Origin of the sequence: Terasakiispira papahanaumokuakeensis (assembly GCF_001709345.1) — a bacterium.
Lineage (GTDB): Bacteria > Pseudomonadota > Gammaproteobacteria > Pseudomonadales > Halomonadaceae > Terasakiispira > Terasakiispira papahanaumokuakeensis.
The window spans coordinates 2,160,332-2,178,657 of sequence record NZ_MDTQ01000001.1; the positions used below are offsets into that span (position 1 = coordinate 2,160,332).

The window sequence follows — 18,326 nt, forward strand, 5'->3', positions numbered from 1 at the left end:
GAGGATAAGACACTCATGTTCGCATCGATCGAACGCGTACCCGGAGACGCCATCCTGGGACTGATTGAACTGTTCAATCAAGATAACAACCCCAATAAAATTGACTTAGGGGTTGGCGTATACCGAAACTCTCAAGGGCATACGCCAATTCTTCAGTCTGTTCGAGAAGCCGAGGCCTTATTGCTCACGCGAGAAACCACAAAGGCTTACATTGGCTCTCATGGTGCCCCCGACTTCGCACAGCACATGTTGCCGATGATTCTGGGAGAGCAGTCCCCCGTATTGGCTCAACAGCGTGCTAGCCTGACCCAGTCTCCCGGCGGAACGGGGGCGCTACGTATTGCCCATGACTTTATCAGCCGCTGCTTGGGGACAGATCGCCGAGTCTGGGTCTCCAACCCGACATGGCCGAACCACCATGCCATTATCAAAGCGGCAGGCCTAACCTCAGCGCAATACCGGTATGTGGATGAACACAACCAGCTTGACTTCAGTGGCATGCTGGAAGATTTACAGCAAGCCCAAGCCGGTGATGTGGTGCTACTGCATGCATGCTGCCATAATCCGACTGGCTTTGATCTCAGCCAAGCACAATGGCAACAGCTCCTTGAGCTTATCCGCGAACGACAGCTCCTGCCTTTATTGGACTTTGCATATCAGGGATTCGGTGATGGCTTGGAAGAAGATGCTTATGCGGTTCGTCTGTTTGCCGAGCAATTACCAGAAGTTTTGATCACAGCTTCATGCTCCAAGAACTTTGGTTTGTATCGTGAACGCGTGGGCGCTTTTGTTGCTATAGCAGCAGATGCAACCCAAATGGAGACTATTCGCAGCCAAATCGCTGTCGTGGCACGCGCCAACTATTCGAACCCACCGGCTCATGGCAGTGCGATTGTCGCGACGATTTTAGGCAGTCAAGAGCTGTCCACATTGTGGCATGACGAGGTAAGCCAGATGCGTCAACGCATTAGCCATCTTCGTCACTCGGTTGTCGACGCACTCAAACCTCATGGACTGGATCAGCAGTTTACATGTTTTACTGAACAGCGTGGCATGTTCTCTTATTCGGGATTAACACCTGAACAGGTAACCCACCTCCAAAAAGAGTTTGGTATTTACATGGTCAGTACCGGCCGCATGAACATGGCAGGCCTGACAGAGCACAACCTCACTTATTTCAGCCAAGCGTTGGCGGCCGTCTGCCGCTAAAGCACCCCACAGTTTGATCACCCCCTGATAGGATTGATCATTCAGCCGCCCACACTGGGCGGCTTTTTATTCCTTTCATGCGCCAAAACAAGCAAAAAACTGACTGACCAGTTAAGATGGCGCCCTTTACAAGATCAAGACAGCAATCATCACTGGAAACACAAGCATGGCTCAGACTGATAAACCACATACTCTCTGGCTCGGGCGCTGGGGATTTTTCCTAGCCGCCACCGGCTCTGCCGTAGGTTTAGGCAATATTTGGAAGTTCCCTTATATGACGGGAGAAAACGGAGGTGGCGCCTTCGTTCTTATTTATCTCGTGTGTATTTTATTGGTGGGTATTCCACTGATGATGACAGAAATCATGATGGGGCGACGAGGCCGCAGCAACCCGATTGATGCCGTCCGTAAAGTCGCCATAGAAGGCGGTGCATCCCCTTTATGGCGCATTGTGGGCATGATGTCGATGCTATCAGGCTTTCTGATTCTTACCTTCTATGCTGTGGTCGCTGGCTGGTCGTTTGAATATGTGCTCACGATGGCGTCAGGCCAGCTTTCAGGGGCTAGCCCAGAATTGGTCGGGCAAACCTTTGGGCAATTTTTAGAAAGCCCTGGACGCTTGCTGATTTGGGACACATTGATTGTGGTCATTACGATGACTATCGTCGGTTTAGGGGTTCAAGGCGGTGTAGAGCGCAATGTCGGCTGGATGATGCCCGGCATGGTCGTTTTGCTCATTGCCATGGTGATCTACGCGGGTAATTCTGGTGGCTTTATCGATGGCCTCACTTTCTTATTCGCCTTTGATTTCAGCAAAATCACACCAACGGGCATCCTCTCCGCTTTAGGCCATGCCTTCTTTACGTTGAGTCTAGCGGCTGGGGCCATTATCGCTTATGGCGCTTATCTCCCTCAGGATAAATCAATCGTCAAAACTACGCTGACCGTGGCCTTCGCTGATACCGCCATTGCATTACTGGCCGGCATGGCCATTTTCCCGATTGTTTTTGCCAATGGGTTAGAAACCGGCTCAGGACCAGGCTTACTCTTTGTCACCTTGCCCACAGCATTTGCACAGATGCCTTTTGGCAGCCTATTTGGCACGATATTCTTCGTTATGTTGGTATTGGCCGCGCTCACTTCATCTATTTCGATGGTTGAAGCCTCCATGGCCATGGTCACAGAACGCTTTGGCTGGAGTCGCCCCAAAGCAGCCGTGATTCTTGGCTTGCTTGTCTGGTTGCTGAGCTTGGGGACCATTGTCTCTTTTAATATTGGGGCGGACTGGAAGCTATTTGGTCGCACTATTTTTGAGAATATCGACTACCTCACCGCCAACCTGCTGATGCCCTTGGGTGGCTTATTGATGGCGATTCTAGCAGCCTGGATTCTGCCTAGGAAAATCACCGCCAATGAGCTTAATATGGGTAACACTTATACCATGTGGCTCTGGGTACTCCGTTTAGTGACGCCGACTTGTATTGTGCTGATCTTCGCCCAGCAGTTAGGGCTTATTCAATTCAGCTGATACAACCGTGGGCTCAACGCCCACCAGCAAAAAGGGCCTGCACAAGTGCAGGCCCTTTGGGTTTTTAATGTTTCTATTCTAAATGAGACGATCGCCCTAGCTGACACTCAGCGTGAGGAGGATTTGAAGCGTCCCACCATATCCTGTAGCTGTTCGGAGAGATCATGAATAGATACGGCTGATTGAGCAACACGGTCAGAAAGCTCATTGGACTTCATCGTACTATCATGCACCATTGTCACGTTTTGATTAATCTCTTCAGCAACAGAGTGCTGCTGCTCGGCCGCTGTACTAATCTGAATCATCATCTCGCCAATAGCTTGAATAGACTGCATGATCTGTCCAAACACTTGCTGAGTCTGTGACGCCAGTTCAACGGAGCTGTGTACCACTTCAACGCTGGATGACATTTTCAACGCGACTACATCCGTTTGCTGGTGCAATTGAGTCAACAGTCGCTCAATCTCGTCTGTCGATTCAGCCGTCCGTCCTGCCAGCGTTCTCACTTCATCGGCCACCACCGCGAAGCCTCTGCCCTGCTCACCGGCACGCGCCGCCTCAATCGCTGCGTTCAATGCCAGTAGGTTAGTCTGTTCAGCAATCGCTTTAATCGTGTCCAAAATGGTGACAATGCCTTTGGATTCATTGGATAAGGTCATCATTGAATCATTGGCATCATTCATTTCCGACTGGAGGCGCTCCAGCGCTGACATCGTTCGCTGAATCAACTGGTTCCCTTCATTCACTTGCTGCTCACTTTGTTCAGCGGAAGCCGCAGCAGAGCTACAGTTTGAAGCCACTTCATTGGCCGTCGAGACCATTTCATTAAATGCTGTCGAGACTTGATCCATAAAGTTCATTTGATGGCTCACAACTTCACTGAGTTCATGAGAAAGGCGCTCAGATTCGTGTGAAACCGCCATCATGTCATGACTGGAGGTTTTGGTTTTTCCCACAATGTCATCAATGGAGCTGACAAAAGTATTAAAAGCACCTGCCATTTGTCCAGACTCATCACGACTGTCAGCATTGAGCCGTTGTGTCAGATCACCATCACCCTGACTAATATCAGCCAGACGCGCAGACATCAGTTTAATCGGGCGGATCACCACCAGAGACATGACATAACCTAAAGCACCAAAAATAATCAACATCGCGATCACAAGACCCACAGCCATCATGGCCAGTTGATTTGCGCTGGCCAACACAACACTCTTGGGCACCAACCCAATAAATTTCCAACCTAATTGATCCGATGTATAAACAGTCGCTAACCAAGTGTCATTATTGATTTGCAACTCTTGAATCTCGGTACTATCAGTTAATGAGGCATAGGGCTTGGAAGCTTGATCAAGCGGTTTAAAATTATTTGCAGTATCAGAAGGATCGGCCAAAACAGTTCCCGTCTCTTCCACCATCACGACATAGCCTTCCCCACCAAAACGTACCTTAGATAAGATCTCAGTTAGCTTACCCAGCGTGACATCCATACCCACAGCACCTTTAAAGCCACTATCAGTCGTGAATTGATGGACATAATCAACAATAGGGGCGCCAGTGGTCGCATCAGCATATGCAGGTACGCGTACAGGGCCTGTTTGAGAAAAAGCTTGGCTATACCAAGGCCGTTTTACCGGATCATAGTTGTCAGCATTATTCCCCTTTGGCCACTGAACATAGCCAGAATCTTCAGTACCGACCCAGACATAGGCCAAATCAGGATGGGTATCTCCAAAGCTTTTCATCCAAGAAAAGATCTGCCGTTCAATCCTGGAGTTTTGATCAGGAGTCATCGGTTGTGAGGGCTTATTGACGTATTGAGCCAAATCGTTTGGCTCCAATTTTGCGATTAAATCTGAACGCACAAACGCGGAGACATTTTCGGCTAAATTATTGAGATATTGTGAAAATAAGGTATCAACATAACCGATTTCAACGCGGCTAGACTGATGAAAATCCTCAACAGCACGGCTACGGACATTATTTAGAATAATAAAAGAAATGATCACTACAGGGAGGATCACACTCGCCAGTACTAACGCCATGACTTTTGTTCTGATTGTCATCTAGGTAGACCCCTTCAGCATTATCATCACTTGATCACTACTATTTGATGTGCTTCATGCCGAATTTAAATATGACTCCATTCCGTTGAGCCCCCCTTGGTTAACAACCTGTATCGGGGTTTGATTCGCTTCGACATATAGGCACCATGACCTTTTCAATATAGTGACTTTCCCTCCACATTTCAGAGCTTTGATTGCAAGACGTTGATGACAGTATCAAAAAAGGATTTAATGCTAATAGACCTATCAAACATCGAAATATAACTTCAGCCTCAATTTCAGTCTCTTAGCACACCTCGAGGCGCATATTTCAAGGTATAGGTTCCAAACAACAAGGTCTTATCGGCCGAATATTTATTGCGCTTGGCACTCCAGTGGGACACTCTGACCAATACTCAAGGTTAAAAGATCACCTTTGCCCTGAATCTGAGTGGGACCATTGACATACTTATACCCTGAAGCCGAAGGCACTTCTTGAAGCTCAAGGGTTTCAGTGCCCCGCCACAGCATCGCCCGATCTTGTTGAGGCCAGAATTGTACGGTAATGCTTTCTCCTTCATTACACACGAACATCACATCATTACGCTCGGGGGCAGACGTCTGCCAACTGCACCCTGTTGCCCAAAATAATAGGCTATAAACCATAACAAGTCTTTTCAGCATACGACCTCCTTATACGAATACTAAAAAAGCCTGCATAAGCAGGCCCTTAGACACGAAAACAGTGAATATAGAATGCTTATGTCAAGGTCTCGAATTCGAATCACGCGCAGCAAAATACATAGACACCGAGTTCAAACAAAAACGCAGCCCCGTTGGTGCAGGACCATCGGGAAAGACATGCCCCAAGTGGCCATCACAACGTGCACACCGAATTTCGGTACGCACCATGCCATGACTATGATCCTCTATTTCAACAATATGATCACGATCAACCGGTGAATGAAAGCTTGGCCAACCTGAGCCTGATTCAAATTTATCCTCAGAACGGAATAACGGCAAGTCGCATAGTCGACATAAGTAATCTCCGGCCTGGTGGTTATCCAATAACCCACCACAAAAAGGAGGCTCAGTCCCTTGATTTAAAAGAACACGTCGCTCTTCATCACTCAGGTGAGCGGCTTTTGCCTCACGCTCATCGGGTGTCAGAGGCGTCAAATCATAACCACTATCGGATACGGTCGGTAATAAGGCTCTTGCTGTCATCGCTTGCCTCCCCTCACAACGTCATTAAAGACTTACTACGTTAAAAACTTGATACATTAAAGAAACAACACTGACCCATAACCGATCAATGAAACATGTGCTCAACGGGACTTCAGCTGTTCAGGAAACGCGGCTTTAAGCTTCTCTACTTTGGGCAAAGCCACGGCCTGGATATAGGGCTGATCCGGGTTATAAGCGGCATACTGATGATGGTAAGCCTCGGCTGGATAAAACGTTTCCAATGGTTCCAAACGCGTTTGCAGTGGCGCCTTAAAACACTCAGCATCAATAAGTTGCTGTATGTAGCCTTCAGCCACTTGCTGCTGAATGTCATCACGATAGAAAATGGCCGAACGATATTGACGCCCAATATCATGGCCTTGCCGATTCTCCTGGGTAGGATCATGGGCGATGCCAAAGAATAACTTCAAGAGCTGACCCATTGAAATCACATCAGGATCATAGCTCAACTCAACCACTTCGGCATGATCAGTCTGTCCAGTACAGATGGTTTTATAATCAGCCGTTTCAGAAGTCCCGCCGGCATACCCCGGACGCACCTCAAGCACGCCTTCAACCGACGCAAAAACAGCTTCAACACACCAAAAACACCCCCCCGCTAATACGAGCTTAGCCGGAGATAATGAGGGTTTCGGGTCATAGTGAGCCTCCGGTAGTTGACCTGGCCCCACATTTAAGGCACCAAAAGGCACTTGGCATACATCAGTCATTGGCCCGCTCTCCTCTATTGAACATCATGACACATATTATGGAACATCTTTAATTGAACCGATATCACCACATAACGATCACCGCATTCATGCCGTAACGTAGGCATCAGCCACATGAAAGCACATGGCCAGTCACTCTATTCACTATGGGGCCAACACCAGCAAAACAAACCCTTTAGAGTCAAGCTCGACGATGGCTTAACTCAGAGAAAAGCTGAACGCTGATCAATGAGAAGGTCCCGCTTGAGAGGCGGCGTCTTTTGAAGCATCGGCAAAAGCAGAGCGCGTCACTTCCAACTGACTGTGAATGGGCTCAGGATTAAGCAAAGGCAATAACAAGCGATCGTCAATTCTGCTGTGATCTGTATAGCGTTGGTCAGGATTTTGAGCCGGCGCGCCGGAGACAAAAGCGCCTTGACGCCAATACTCCACCCAAACCGCCTGACCTGAAATAATATCGTGTGAGGTCACTTGTGCTTGCTGGCCCTGAGCATAACGGATGGTTAAACGCGGCTGATTGGTATATTCATCACGATAAATGGCGCGCCCTTGAACATGATCCTGCTGGATCTTGGCAACTGAAGGGGCAATCGGAAGTCGACGCTCAACCCAGCGTTCCCCAGTCGCTTTGGGGCCACAAGACGCTCTCACCTTAGCTAAAGCCGGCACATCACCTCTCAGGTCCATCGGCAGCAAACAGCGCCCTTGATCATCCAACGGCCGGACTGACCCATGGCGCCACCACCAAATAGCCATCATACCATCGGGAAGACCTTGATTTAGCGTGACTTCAATCCGCATTAAGCCATCAGGCGCCTCAAGCTGGAATCGTCCCGAGGCCAGCTCCGAGACAACCCGCTTCCCCTGAGCATTATGGCGCACCCAGTGATAAGCACCTTGATGCCAGCGAACTTGATCAAAATCATGTACGGCTTGCTGGCGCGCATTCACTCCCAGCATGATGGCACCCATAACCAAAAGGCCAATCCCGAGCAATCCCCAAACACCCGCCTGACGCATGTTCACCTCCAGGATTCACGCTGCCATCACACAGCAAGCGCAGCGCCTTAGACAAAACAGGCCCCGAAAAAGGGGCCTGGCACGCTCAACACCACAAGCGTCACAAGATATGGATTAGACTCACAAAGTATTAAACAAATTCAATACCCGCCATATAAGGCTTCAATACTTCCGGCACTTTGATCCGACCATCGGCTTGCTGGTAGTTTTCTAGTACCGCCACCAAACAACGGCCAACGGCTAAACCAGAGCCATTCAAAGTATGCAACAACTCAGGTTTTTTCTGATCCGGAGAGCGGAACCGAGCTTGCATACGGCGTGCTTGAAAGTCTTCGCAATTCGAGACAGAAGAGATTTCGCGATAGGTCTGCTGGCTGGGTACCCAAACCTCCAAATCGTACGTCTTGGCAGCACCGAAGCCCATATCGCCGGTGCAAAGACTCACGACACGGTAAGGCAATTCTAGCTTCTGTAAAATAGCCTCTGCATGTCCGACCATTTCATCGAGTGCCTCATAGGATTTCTCCGGATGCACCAATTGCACCATTTCAACTTTTTCAAACTGATGTTGACGAATCATACCGCGGGTGTCGCGGCCATAAGAACCCGCTTCAGAACGGAAACAAGGAGTTTGAGCCGTGAGCTTAACCGGTAGCTCTTTGGCCTCAAAGATTTCGCCTCGCGCGGTATTTGTGAGCGGTACTTCAGAGGTCGGGATCAAATAATACCCCTGCTCATTGTTCATTTTGAACAGGTCTTCCTCGAACTTGGGTAATTGGCCCGTCCCCATCAAGGAATCAGCATTCACCATATAGGGTACATAGCATTCGGTATAGCCATGTTCGAGCGTTTGTGTATCGAGCATCAATTGCGCCAAAGCACGATGCAAGCGGGCCATACCACCACGCATGACGGCAAAGCGGCTACCCGTGATTTTGGCGGCCAGTTCAAAATCAAGCAAACCCTCACGTTGGCCTAAGTCCACATGATCCTGAATGTCGAAATCAAATTCCCGCGGTGTACCCCAGCGACGCACTTCGACATTATCGTCCTCATCACGCCCCACAGGCACGCTATCGTGAGGCAAATTAGGGATGCCGGCGAGAAAGTCATTTAATTCGTCCTGAACCTGGCTGAGGTTTTGCTTCGCCTCATCCAGCTGGGATCCCAAATCCGCCACTTCATCCAGTAACGGCTGAATATCTTCCCCAGAAGCTTTGGCCTTACCAATCGCTTTCGAACGAGTGTTACGCTCATTTTGCAGCGACTCGGTAGCCGTTTGTAACTCACGACGCTTCTCTTCCAGCGTATTAAAAGCCGTTTTATCTAAGTTAAATCCGCGCTTGGCCAATAGCTCAGCAACACGGTCCAGATCATTACGCAGCAGTTTGGGATCGAGCATGACGACCAGATGTCCTTAATGATAAAGCCCACCAAAGTGGGCCGAAAACAATATAAGCTCAAACAACATAGGCTCAAACAATATCGGTTAAAGCCATATATTGGTAAAAACTATACACGAACAAATTACACATCAGCCGCCATACACTGGCGACTGATGAAAATCATATCAATGTCATGCACACACTGATTTAAGTGCGACATGCTTCGTATGTATTGTAAAGAAAAGCAAGAGAGGGCTCCATGCTTACGGGCATCAAACCGTGCCACTCAAGCATCGGGCTCAGCAGACCGTTGATGGTGACTCGCTTCATCCAACGAGCGCAAGTGCTTGAGCTTATCCATAATTTTCAACTCCAACCCTCTAGGCACAGGCTCATAATAACGCGTCCCGACCAGCATATCGGGAAAGTAAGTCTCTCCCGCCGCATAGGCTTCTGGCTCATCATGGGCATAGCGATATTCAACCCCGTAGCCAAGCTCACTCATCAGGCCTGTCGGCGCATTACGAATATGCAAAGGCACTTCAAGACTAGGCGTTTGACTGACATGCTGTTGAGCCGCTTTAAACGCTTTATAAACAGCATTGGACTTGGGCGCGACCGCTAAATAAACCACCGCATGGGCAATGGCCAACTCCCCTTCGGGGCTGCCTAAACGGGTTTGCACATCCCAGGCATTCAACGCCAACTGAACACCACGAGGGTCAGCATTACCAATGTCTTCACTGGCCATACGCACGACCCGTCTAGCGATATAAAGAGGGTCACACCCCCCATCTAACATCCGGCACATCCAGTACAAAGCGGCATCAGGATCAGACCCTCTCATCGATTTATGCAGTGCCGAGATTTGGTCGTAAAACGCTTCCCCCCCTTTATCGAACCGACGCCAGCGCTCTTGCACCACCTCTTTAACCGTCTCGAGGGTGATCTGGTGTTCATGAGCCAAGTCACTGGCTACTTCCAAAAGATTGAAGGCCTTACGTGCATCACCATCAGCCGCTCGTGCGAGAAAGCTCAAGACCTCTTCACTGGCGTGTAGCTGCCGCTCGCCTAAGCCTCGCACGGCATCATCCAACGCATTTTTCAGTGCTTCGAGTAAAACGGGCTCCGACAAGGGTTTAAGTACATACACCCGAGCTCGCGATAACAGGGCACCGTTGAGTTCAAATGATGGGTTCTCAGTAGTGGCCCCAATAAAAATAAAAGTACCATCTTCGATATAAGGCAAAAAAGCATCTTGTTGTGCTTTATTAAAACGATGCACTTCATCGACAAATAGCAACGTCGGCCGGCCATCACGGATTTGCGCTTCCCGTGCCTGCTCGACCGCCTCTCTGATTTCTTTCACACCACTCATAACTGCGGAGAGGCTCACATAGCGCAGATCGCCTTGCTCGGCGATCAAACGCGCTAACGTCGTTTTTCCAACACCAGGCGGCCCCCATAAAATCATCGAATGGGGCTGACCGGCTTCAAGGGCTTGCCGAAGCGGCTTATCCACCCCCAACAAGTGTGACTGCCCTAAGTATTCGTTCAATGTACGCGGCCGCATGCGAGCGGCCAGCGGCTGCCAGCGCTCAGCACTTAGGCTAAATAGATCACCACTCACACGCCCTCACCTGCCCTTGCTTGTTCACGAATCACATCGACACCATCAGGGATCTCAAAATCAAACCGATGCGCAGGGATATCAATGTTGTATTGCACGTCGTGCAACTCAACAAGTGTCCGTTGCCCCAAGCTATCTTCCATTTGGATAGACACCAAACGATCCTGCTTAAAGCTCATCCGTAACACTTCAAACAAGGTATCTTCCGTCGTGGGTCGCAAGGTATAGCTCACGGTGCCACTTCGCTCATCCCGACTCACTTCGAAATTCTGAGTTAATGCTTTGGCACTACCGGATAGCAAAAGTGCAGGGGTATGCGTCACACGCTCATCCATGGGACGAATCGTCACCTGTTCTAGATCAGGGTCGTACAGCCATAAGGTTTGGCCATCTGAAACCAGCGTTTGTGGAAAGGGTTGCTGCGCTTGCCAGTAAAAACGCCCAGGCTTTTGCAGTGACATTACACCCTGTGTTTCCTGAACCTTTTGACCACTCGGGTCTTGTATCAACTGCACAAAATCAGCGCTTAGGCTACGTAACGATTCTAAACGGTCGGTCAATTCAGCAGCCGGGTCAGCAGCTCGGACCGCAAAGCTCATCAACATCATTACCGTGACCAGCAAGGCACTACTTATTATGCGCATCGATGACACCATGCGATTCCCCTTAACAAAACAATAAAATGAGTGTCTGATCTCCATACTTTGAGATCACACTAACCGGAATCATGACTCCTGGGCACCAGCACTTCACGCTGGCCGTTACTTTGCATCGAAGAGACCAAACCCGCAGATTCCATCCCCTCAACCAAACGCGCCGCCCGGTTATAACCGATCTTGAAACGCCGTTGAATGGCAGAAGCAGAGGCCCGTCCGGAATCGATCACAAAAGCCACGGCCTCGTCATATAGATCATCCTCAGTTTCAGCAGAGCCCTTATTATCGCTGCCTTCCGCTTCAAGGCCCGCTAATGATGCCGCTTCAACATCACCTGACAAAATACTGTCGATATAGTCGGGCTCACCACGCAACTTCCAGTCTTCAACCACTCGATGGACTTCATCATCATCAACAAAAGCCCCATGAACACGAAGCGGCTGTGAAGCCCCCGTCGGTAAATACAACATATCACCGTTACCGAGCAGCTGCTCGGCACCGCCTTGATCAAGAATGGTTCGAGAATCAATCTTGCTAGAGACCTGAAACGCAATCCGAGTAGGCACGTTGGCCTTAATCAACCCCGTAATCACATCAACTGAAGGTCGTTGTGTCGCTAGAATCAAGTGAATCCCTGCCGCACGCGCTTTCTGAGCCAAGCGTGCAATCAACTCTTCGACTTTTTTGCCCACAATCATCATCATGTCGGCAAATTCGTCAATCACCACCACGATATAAGGTAACGCTTCAAGATAAGCGTCATCACCTTCCGCGGCCAGGGGATCAGCCACCTTAGCCCCTGCTTTTTGTGCCTCAGCTAACTTGTCGTTGAAACCATTAATATTTCTGACCCCCATTGCGGCCATCAGCTTATAGCGGCGCTCCATTTCAGCAACACACCACCGCAACGCATTAGCTGCTTCTTTCATATCGGTGACAACAGGCGCCAGCAAGTGAGGGATGCCTTCATAGACCGAGAGCTCCAACATTTTCGGATCGATCATGATTAAGCGCAGTTGCTCAGGATCCAGTCGGTACAAAAGCGATAACAACATCGCGTTCACACCGACCGACTTCCCCGAACCGGTTGTACCTGCCACCAACAAATGAGGCATTTTGGCCAAATTAGCCACTACGGGCTCACCGGCGATATTCTGTCCAAGCGCTAAAGGCAGTGTATCTCGAGCGTGATCAAAAGCGGCTGAAGACAATACCTCGTGAAGCCGAATCATGGCACGTTGGCTATTAGGGATCTCAACTCCGACCGTCGACTTACCCGCAATCACTTCCACAACGCGAACAGCAGGTACTTTCAATGCACGGGCTAAGTCTTTGGCGAGGTTGGTAATCTTACTGGATTTCACACCTGGCGCCAGAGCCAGCTCAAAGCGCGTGACGACAGGTCCGGGCATCACCTCATCCACTTCAGCTTTAATCCCAAACTCGACGAGCCGCTGCTGAAGCAATTCGGCCAAGGCAGTCAATTCATCAGCAGAATACGAGGCTTGACCGCGCTTATTCGGCGTAAGGAGCCCCAGCGCTGGCAACTCCCCTTCACCACTTGCAAGCGTTTTAGGCTTAGCAGGCTGTAAGCGATCCACAGTCCACACCTGTAAATCGCTGGCCGGGGCTTCTGCGGATGTCTCGGTTGTCCAAGGCAGAGCATGCTGCGCTTGAGATTGCGGATCCCCAGTAGCGCTTTGATCGCCAGCATCAGACGTTTCATCAAACATCGTCGCTGCTGAATGAGGCATCAGGGACTCTGAATGAGCTTGTGAAGTCGGAGATTCGGCCGCTGGCTGGCGTTTTTTGGGGGCAGTGTCAGCCATGGGCGCCGGCGCAGCAGTCTCTAACCGAGGCTCCACCTTTTGAGGGTCATCAAAATCAATGACATCATCTTCAGTCTCATCTCGATGTTGAAAAGGCAACTTCAAACGAGAGAGCCAACCCGCACTTGAGGAGGTGGGTTCATCGACGTCCTCAACAACTTCTTCCTCGACAACCTCCTCTTTGACAGGAGCACTCAACGCTCTCCTTGACGACGCTAAATGAGCCGTTGAGCCCGCTTCCTCATAAGGCTCGTCATCCACTTCAACAGGCTGCACGCGATCCCATAACCAGTACCCCGCCTCGACTAAAGCATGACCCAGCTCGTCCATGATGGAGAGCCATGACCACCCCGTCACCAGTGAAACAGCCGCTAAAAAGCCCGTCAAAAACAGTAAAGTGGAACCCACTTGACCTAATTGCAAATGCATCAAGCTGGAAAGGCTCTCGCCTAAAATCCCCCCAGCCCCGTACGGCAAAGCATCCACATCAAAATGTAAAGCCCCTAACGTACTGGTACAAATCAACAGCAACAGCAGTCCCAAAGCGCGCAGACTAGGAATCAAAGGGTCCCAATCCTCCGCCAACCAGGGCTTACGTATAATCTGAATGCCAAGATGAGCCAACCATAAAGGTAAAACATAGGCGGCATACCCGAGCAGTGATAGCGCCACATCGGCTAACCAAGCACCGCTCAGACCAATCAAGTTATGTGCTTCTTGCCGGCCAGTGCTATTCCACCCAGGATCATCGGCATCAAAACTCACCAATGCCAAAAATCCAATAATCGCGACCAACCAAACCAGCAAGGCAATACCCTCAAAGGCCGCCCGCCGCAAGCGATCTACAAGTAAAGGTGGAGATGATTGCTTCAAACGTTTTGAGTTCTGATGCACGTCGGATAAATTCCGTGGTAAGCCGAGCCGCAAAAGCGGTCACAATATTGAGGGTATAGCCTAACATGTTAGCCCTGCGCCTTGGTGCGTCGCGATTAAAAGACACCTCTATCTAGACGCCCTCGCTTATTTAGAGCACTCACTAATTCACTAAGACCGACATGTTACAACGGCATATTACACCGATCTTTTAACGACCAAGCAGGTCACTTACCTTATTATATGATTTAACAATGCCTATGACAGAGCATGATTTAGGCGGATCCTTCTGACCCTCAGCAATATGCGGTTTGAATAAGTACAGCATTGATTATTGGTACGGGAGTATACATGCGCAGTATCTGGCAGCTTGATGACCCATTATGGTTTCCCCCTGCTGACGAAGCTCTTGATGAACCTAATGGCCTACTAGCCGTTGGTGGAGATCTCAGTGCTCCTCGCCTAATCAAAGCTTACCGGCAAGGTATCTTTCCATGGTTCAGTGAAGAAGATCCGATTCTATGGTGGTCTCCTGCACCACGCATGGTATTAATACCACGTCAAATACGCATTCATCGAAGTTTACGTAAAGTATTACGAGGCCGAAGTTTTCATGTCACGTTTGATCAAGCGTTCGAGGCGGTTATCCATCAATGTGGCGCACTGCGCCAACACCGTGAAGGCACTTGGATCACAAGCCAAATGAAAACGGCCTACTCCGAGCTCCATCAACAAGGCTATGCGCATTCCGTTGAGTGCTGGCGAGATGGCGAATTGGTCGGGGGGCTATATGGTATTGCACTAGGTCGCGTATTTTTTGGTGAATCGATGTTTAGCAAAGCCACCGACGCTTCTAAAGTCGCGCTAGCATCGCTCTGCTATCATCTGGATCAATGCGGTTATCAGCTGATCGACTGTCAGGTGCATAGCGAACACCTTGAACGACTCGGCGCTCAAGAAATCGACCGCGCCCTATTTCTTGACTATCTTAGTCAGGAAGCAAATGAAGACACTCAAAATGCATGGACCACACCTTCAGCGTTTGCCGGGGTGCCTGATCAATTTCCGTCATCATCACGACACTGAGATCATAACGCTAACTAAGGACAAGCAGGTCAAATTACGACAAGTGGTCCAAGGGTTGCGTCACTACCGATATCACCATCAACCGCGACCATCCCATACATTGACTTCGAGGTGCCTCAGGAAGAAGAGCCTCAAACATGAGTAGGAGGGGCCTGTGACCAGTCATACTCCCCACGACCAGGATAAAGGGCTAGCGTTACGCTTCTATCAAACGCTGCCACACCCTTGCAGCTATCTGGCGGAGCAGGAAGCCACAACATTATTTCTAGACCCGCAACATCCGCCAACCCCGGAAATTTATGATGCGTTGAGTTTGGCGGGCTTTCGCCGAAGCGGTCAAAATTTGTATCGCCCACACTGCCAGCAATGTCAGGCCTGTCGGTCGGTCCGAATACCCGTCACCGAATTTGAACCCAACCGACAACAGCGCAAGATTGCCAACCGCAATCGCGATTTAATCATAGAGTGCAGCCCCGCCACATTTAATGCTGAGCACTATGCACTTTACCAACATTATATCGAAACTCGTCATGCCGATGGCGACATGTATCCGCCTAGTGAAGAACAATATCGGAGCTTTCTAAATCTCGATCAAGACTATGCCATGCTCACGTCATTCCGCGCCCCCAATTCAGGCGAATTGCTGGCCGTCGCCGCAATAGATCAACTGAACCATGGGCTCTCAGCCATTTATACCTTTTTTGCTCCGAAAGAGCGTCGCCGAAGCCTTGGCGTTTTTGCAGTGCTATGGCAAATCGAACGGGCGAAACAATTGAAACTCCCCTATTTATATTTGGGGTATTGGATTTCAGAATGTCGTAAGATGCGTTATAAATCGCAGTATCAGCCGATGGAAGTGCTACAAGGGCAGCGATGGATCAAAATGACACCCAGAAAGGACGATCAGGTGATTGCCAGAGGTTAATCAGACCTTCATAATACACTTGATTTCTACGCCTGTTTTTGCACTTCGACCTGTTTTCGGGCAAAATACCGTAATCCCGTAGAAAAGAACGCCAATAATTACGGATGGCTCAACAGCCATCCGTTTTCAATTGCATATATCAGAGGTAATAACTGAATGGCGAAGGAAGATCATTTTGAAATGGAAGGGGTTGTCGTTGATACCCTGCCCAACACAATGTTTCGTGTTGAACTGGAAAATGGGCACGTCGTGACGGCTCACATTTCCGGAAAAATGCGCAAGAACTATATTCGTATCCTGACTGGCGATAAAGTCAAAGTTGAATTGACGCCTTACGACCTGAGCAAAGGGCGTATTGTTTATCGATCTCGCTAAGCCGTATCCGCTATATAGATGTTATGGGGAGTTTAGTACTCCCCCTAATCAATAAGTCTGCATCAACACTTGGTCAGACATGCACGCCATCAATAAAATTTTAGCTGACACCAAGTCGCTAGTGCTCAATATCTGAAAATTCAGAGATATATTCATCCTTGGCAAGACGGTCTGGTGATGCGGAAACATCCGCAAGCTGCCAACCATTGCGCCCTTCACGCTTCACCACATACAGAGCATTATCGGCAGCACTATAACCTTCAGCAAAAGCCTCTCTCGCGACCATCGAAGCCCCTATACTGAGCGTCACATAACGATGCCCAGGATGGCCAGGGTGAGGAATCGCCGCAAGCCTCATCGCTTCTTGCAGTTCTTGGCATAGCTTACCCAACGCCTCGACATCCTTAACATCAACCAATAAAGCAAATTCATCCCCCCCCAACCGATAAACCCTTGTCGGCACTGAAGACCACAAAGGGAGAGACTCTGCCAGCTGGCAGAGTAATTGATCACCTGATGGGTGGCCTAACTGGTCGTTATATTGCTTGAAATAATCAATATCCATCAAGATGACGGCAGAATGCGTATAAACCTGATGATGCACATCTCGTTGCAGCGCATGTCGATTGCCAGCCCCAGTCAAAGGGTCACGCATTGCCTTTTGCATCCAGTCACGCCGCTCACGTAATGCCCAACGGCTCTCGCGGTGTTGCCACTCATGCATGGCCCAGAACACAATCCCTAAAATATAGATGGCCAAACTCCCCAGCAGCATCATATTTTGGCGGTGTCGCATCTGCTGTGCCAACTTGGCGGCGCTTGTGGCGCGACGTACAAACTGCCCTTCCTCTACCGTGGTCATACACTCAATAATGGGCAGTACCCGCTGTGTCGCTTGATGCGCCATAGGTGCCCGTCGCTTCTGAACAGCATCAATCAATTGATCCAATTGTCTCACGGCGCCTTCTGTACACCGATACTGTTGATGATAAAAACCAATATCAAACAGCACATAAGCACGCACCAAATCAAACTCCACAACAGGCCAGTCAACATATGCGCCTTCTGCAACGGCCATTTTACCCAAAGCTTGCTGTAGATAATGTCGGGAACGAGACACCATTTGATGCTCTTCAGGATAATCCTGCTGGGAAAAATAATGTTCTAAATCAGGATCAACCCAAAGTGTTTCCAAAGCCACGACAATCATCAACGCCGTAAAACTGACCAAGGTTAGCCAACGCCAACGAAAAAACCAACGGCCCAAGCCTCGGCGCCAGCGCATTATTCTTGCACCACCTGAATCTGTCTAACCATCCAGATCCATTCTTTAAAGTCACGAAGACGAAGGGGAGGCTCAATCTGAAGGTCAGCCCGGACTAACCGTAAAGGCCCACGGTCACGCAGTGTTAAATATTGATCATCTTGTGCCGTCACTAACACCCAATGCTCAAACTGCCAATCAGATAACACCACTGAATAATCATCCCAAGCCTTAATCCGCAGCTGTCGAGGTAAAGGGTCGAAATATTGAGTGAGTAATGTTTTTAAATCGACCCCTTGCATATGAGTTTTTTGTAACGCAAAGGGGTCGTAGACAACAAAAGATCGGTGCGCTTGGTGTCGCACTTGGGCAATAGGAATGAGGATATGTCGCTCTCCCTGAACCAACTCTAATTGCTGGTTAGGAAGTGTCATTGCATTAAGCGGCAAACAAACGCCCAGTAACAGCCAAGCCCATAATCCAATGACGAATGGCTTAATATGAATGCAGGTCATCATTTGGAATCCCTATGACATCAGCAGC

At 49.4% G+C, this 18,326-nt stretch carries 16 protein-coding genes; 5 read left to right on the plus strand and 11 right to left on the minus strand.

The window, feature by feature from the left end:
* Positions 1–15 precede the first annotated feature (15 nt).
* Entirely contained in the window at positions 16–1,209 is a 1,194-nt protein-coding gene (locus BFW38_RS09440; RefSeq protein ID WP_068998197.1) for an amino acid aminotransferase, read from the plus strand.
* 166 nt (positions 1,210–1,375) lie between these two features.
* On the plus strand, positions 1,376–2,737 hold the full coding sequence (locus tag BFW38_RS09445) for a sodium-dependent transporter (protein ID WP_068998199.1): 1,362 nt from the start codon (positions 1,376–1,378) through the stop codon (positions 2,735–2,737).
* A gap of 107 nt (positions 2,738–2,844) precedes the next feature.
* On the opposite strand, the gene BFW38_RS09450 is transcribed toward BFW38_RS09445, so the two are convergent.
* The 9 genes from BFW38_RS09450 to BFW38_RS18340 form a co-directional block, all read right to left on the minus strand.
* Complete coding sequence (locus tag BFW38_RS09450) at positions 2,845–4,803, minus strand: methyl-accepting chemotaxis protein (RefSeq protein WP_068998201.1); 1,959 nt, start codon at positions 4,801–4,803, stop codon at positions 2,845–2,847.
* 354 nt (positions 4,804–5,157) lie between these two features.
* Positions 5,158–5,466 (minus strand): MliC family protein, encoded by a 309-nt coding sequence (locus BFW38_RS09455; RefSeq protein WP_068998203.1) that lies wholly within the window; start codon positions 5,464–5,466, stop codon positions 5,158–5,160.
* Positions 5,467–5,547: 81 nt separating this feature from the next.
* Positions 5,548–6,009 carry a peptide-methionine (R)-S-oxide reductase MsrB gene (msrB, locus tag BFW38_RS09460; RefSeq protein ID WP_068998204.1) on the minus strand — a complete coding sequence of 154 codons (462 nt, stop codon included), beginning with the start codon at positions 6,007–6,009 and terminating at the stop codon, positions 5,548–5,550.
* A gap of 101 nt (positions 6,010–6,110) precedes the next feature.
* The gene (msrA, locus tag BFW38_RS09465) at positions 6,111–6,740 is read right to left on the minus strand and encodes a peptide-methionine (S)-S-oxide reductase MsrA (RefSeq protein WP_068998206.1); all 630 of its coding nucleotides are present in this window, start codon (positions 6,738–6,740) and stop codon (positions 6,111–6,113) included.
* Between the two features lie 225 nt (positions 6,741–6,965).
* The gene (locus BFW38_RS09470) at positions 6,966–7,760 is read right to left on the minus strand and encodes a hypothetical protein (protein ID WP_068998208.1); all 795 of its coding nucleotides are present in this window, start codon (positions 7,758–7,760) and stop codon (positions 6,966–6,968) included.
* Between the two features lie 130 nt (positions 7,761–7,890).
* Positions 7,891–9,162 carry a serine--tRNA ligase gene (serS, locus tag BFW38_RS09475; protein ID WP_068998210.1) on the minus strand — a complete coding sequence of 424 codons (1,272 nt, stop codon included), beginning with the start codon at positions 9,160–9,162 and terminating at the stop codon, positions 7,891–7,893.
* Positions 9,163–9,431: 269 nt separating this feature from the next.
* Complete coding sequence (locus BFW38_RS09480; RefSeq protein ID WP_069000355.1) at positions 9,432–10,718, minus strand: replication-associated recombination protein A; 1,287 nt, start codon at positions 10,716–10,718, stop codon at positions 9,432–9,434.
* 53 nt (positions 10,719–10,771) lie between these two features.
* The gene (lolA, locus tag BFW38_RS09485) at positions 10,772–11,419 is read right to left on the minus strand and encodes an outer membrane lipoprotein periplasmic chaperone LolA (RefSeq protein WP_069000356.1); all 648 of its coding nucleotides are present in this window, start codon (positions 11,417–11,419) and stop codon (positions 10,772–10,774) included.
* A 71-nt stretch (positions 11,420–11,490) separates the two neighbouring features.
* Entirely contained in the window at positions 11,491–14,154 is a 2,664-nt protein-coding gene (locus BFW38_RS18340) for a DNA translocase FtsK (RefSeq protein ID WP_218186400.1), read from the minus strand.
* A gap of 330 nt (positions 14,155–14,484) precedes the next feature.
* On the opposite strand from BFW38_RS18340, the gene aat reads away from it, so the two are divergent.
* The 3 genes from aat (at position 14,485) to infA (ending at position 16,519) form a co-directional block, all read left to right on the plus strand.
* The gene (aat, locus tag BFW38_RS09495; protein WP_068998212.1) at positions 14,485–15,219 is read left to right on the plus strand and encodes a leucyl/phenylalanyl-tRNA--protein transferase; all 735 of its coding nucleotides are present in this window, start codon (positions 14,485–14,487) and stop codon (positions 15,217–15,219) included.
* 154 nt (positions 15,220–15,373) lie between these two features.
* Positions 15,374–16,144: an arginyltransferase gene (locus BFW38_RS09500; RefSeq protein ID WP_068998213.1), complete on the plus strand. Its 771-nt coding sequence runs from the start codon at positions 15,374–15,376 to the stop codon at positions 16,142–16,144.
* A 156-nt stretch (positions 16,145–16,300) separates the two neighbouring features.
* Entirely contained in the window at positions 16,301–16,519 is a 219-nt protein-coding gene (gene infA / locus BFW38_RS09505; RefSeq protein ID WP_068998215.1) for a translation initiation factor IF-1, read from the plus strand.
* A 118-nt stretch (positions 16,520–16,637) separates the two neighbouring features.
* Here the strand turns inward: infA and BFW38_RS09510 are convergent, their stop codons facing one another.
* Complete coding sequence (locus BFW38_RS09510) at positions 16,638–17,804, minus strand: GGDEF domain-containing protein (protein ID WP_068998217.1); 1,167 nt, start codon at positions 17,802–17,804, stop codon at positions 16,638–16,640.
* Positions 17,804–18,301 (minus strand): hypothetical protein, encoded by a 498-nt coding sequence (locus BFW38_RS17705; protein WP_084004567.1) that lies wholly within the window; start codon positions 18,299–18,301, stop codon positions 17,804–17,806. Before BFW38_RS17705 ends, BFW38_RS09510 begins: the two co-directional genes overlap by 1 nt.
* Positions 18,302–18,326: the final 25 nt, after the last annotated feature.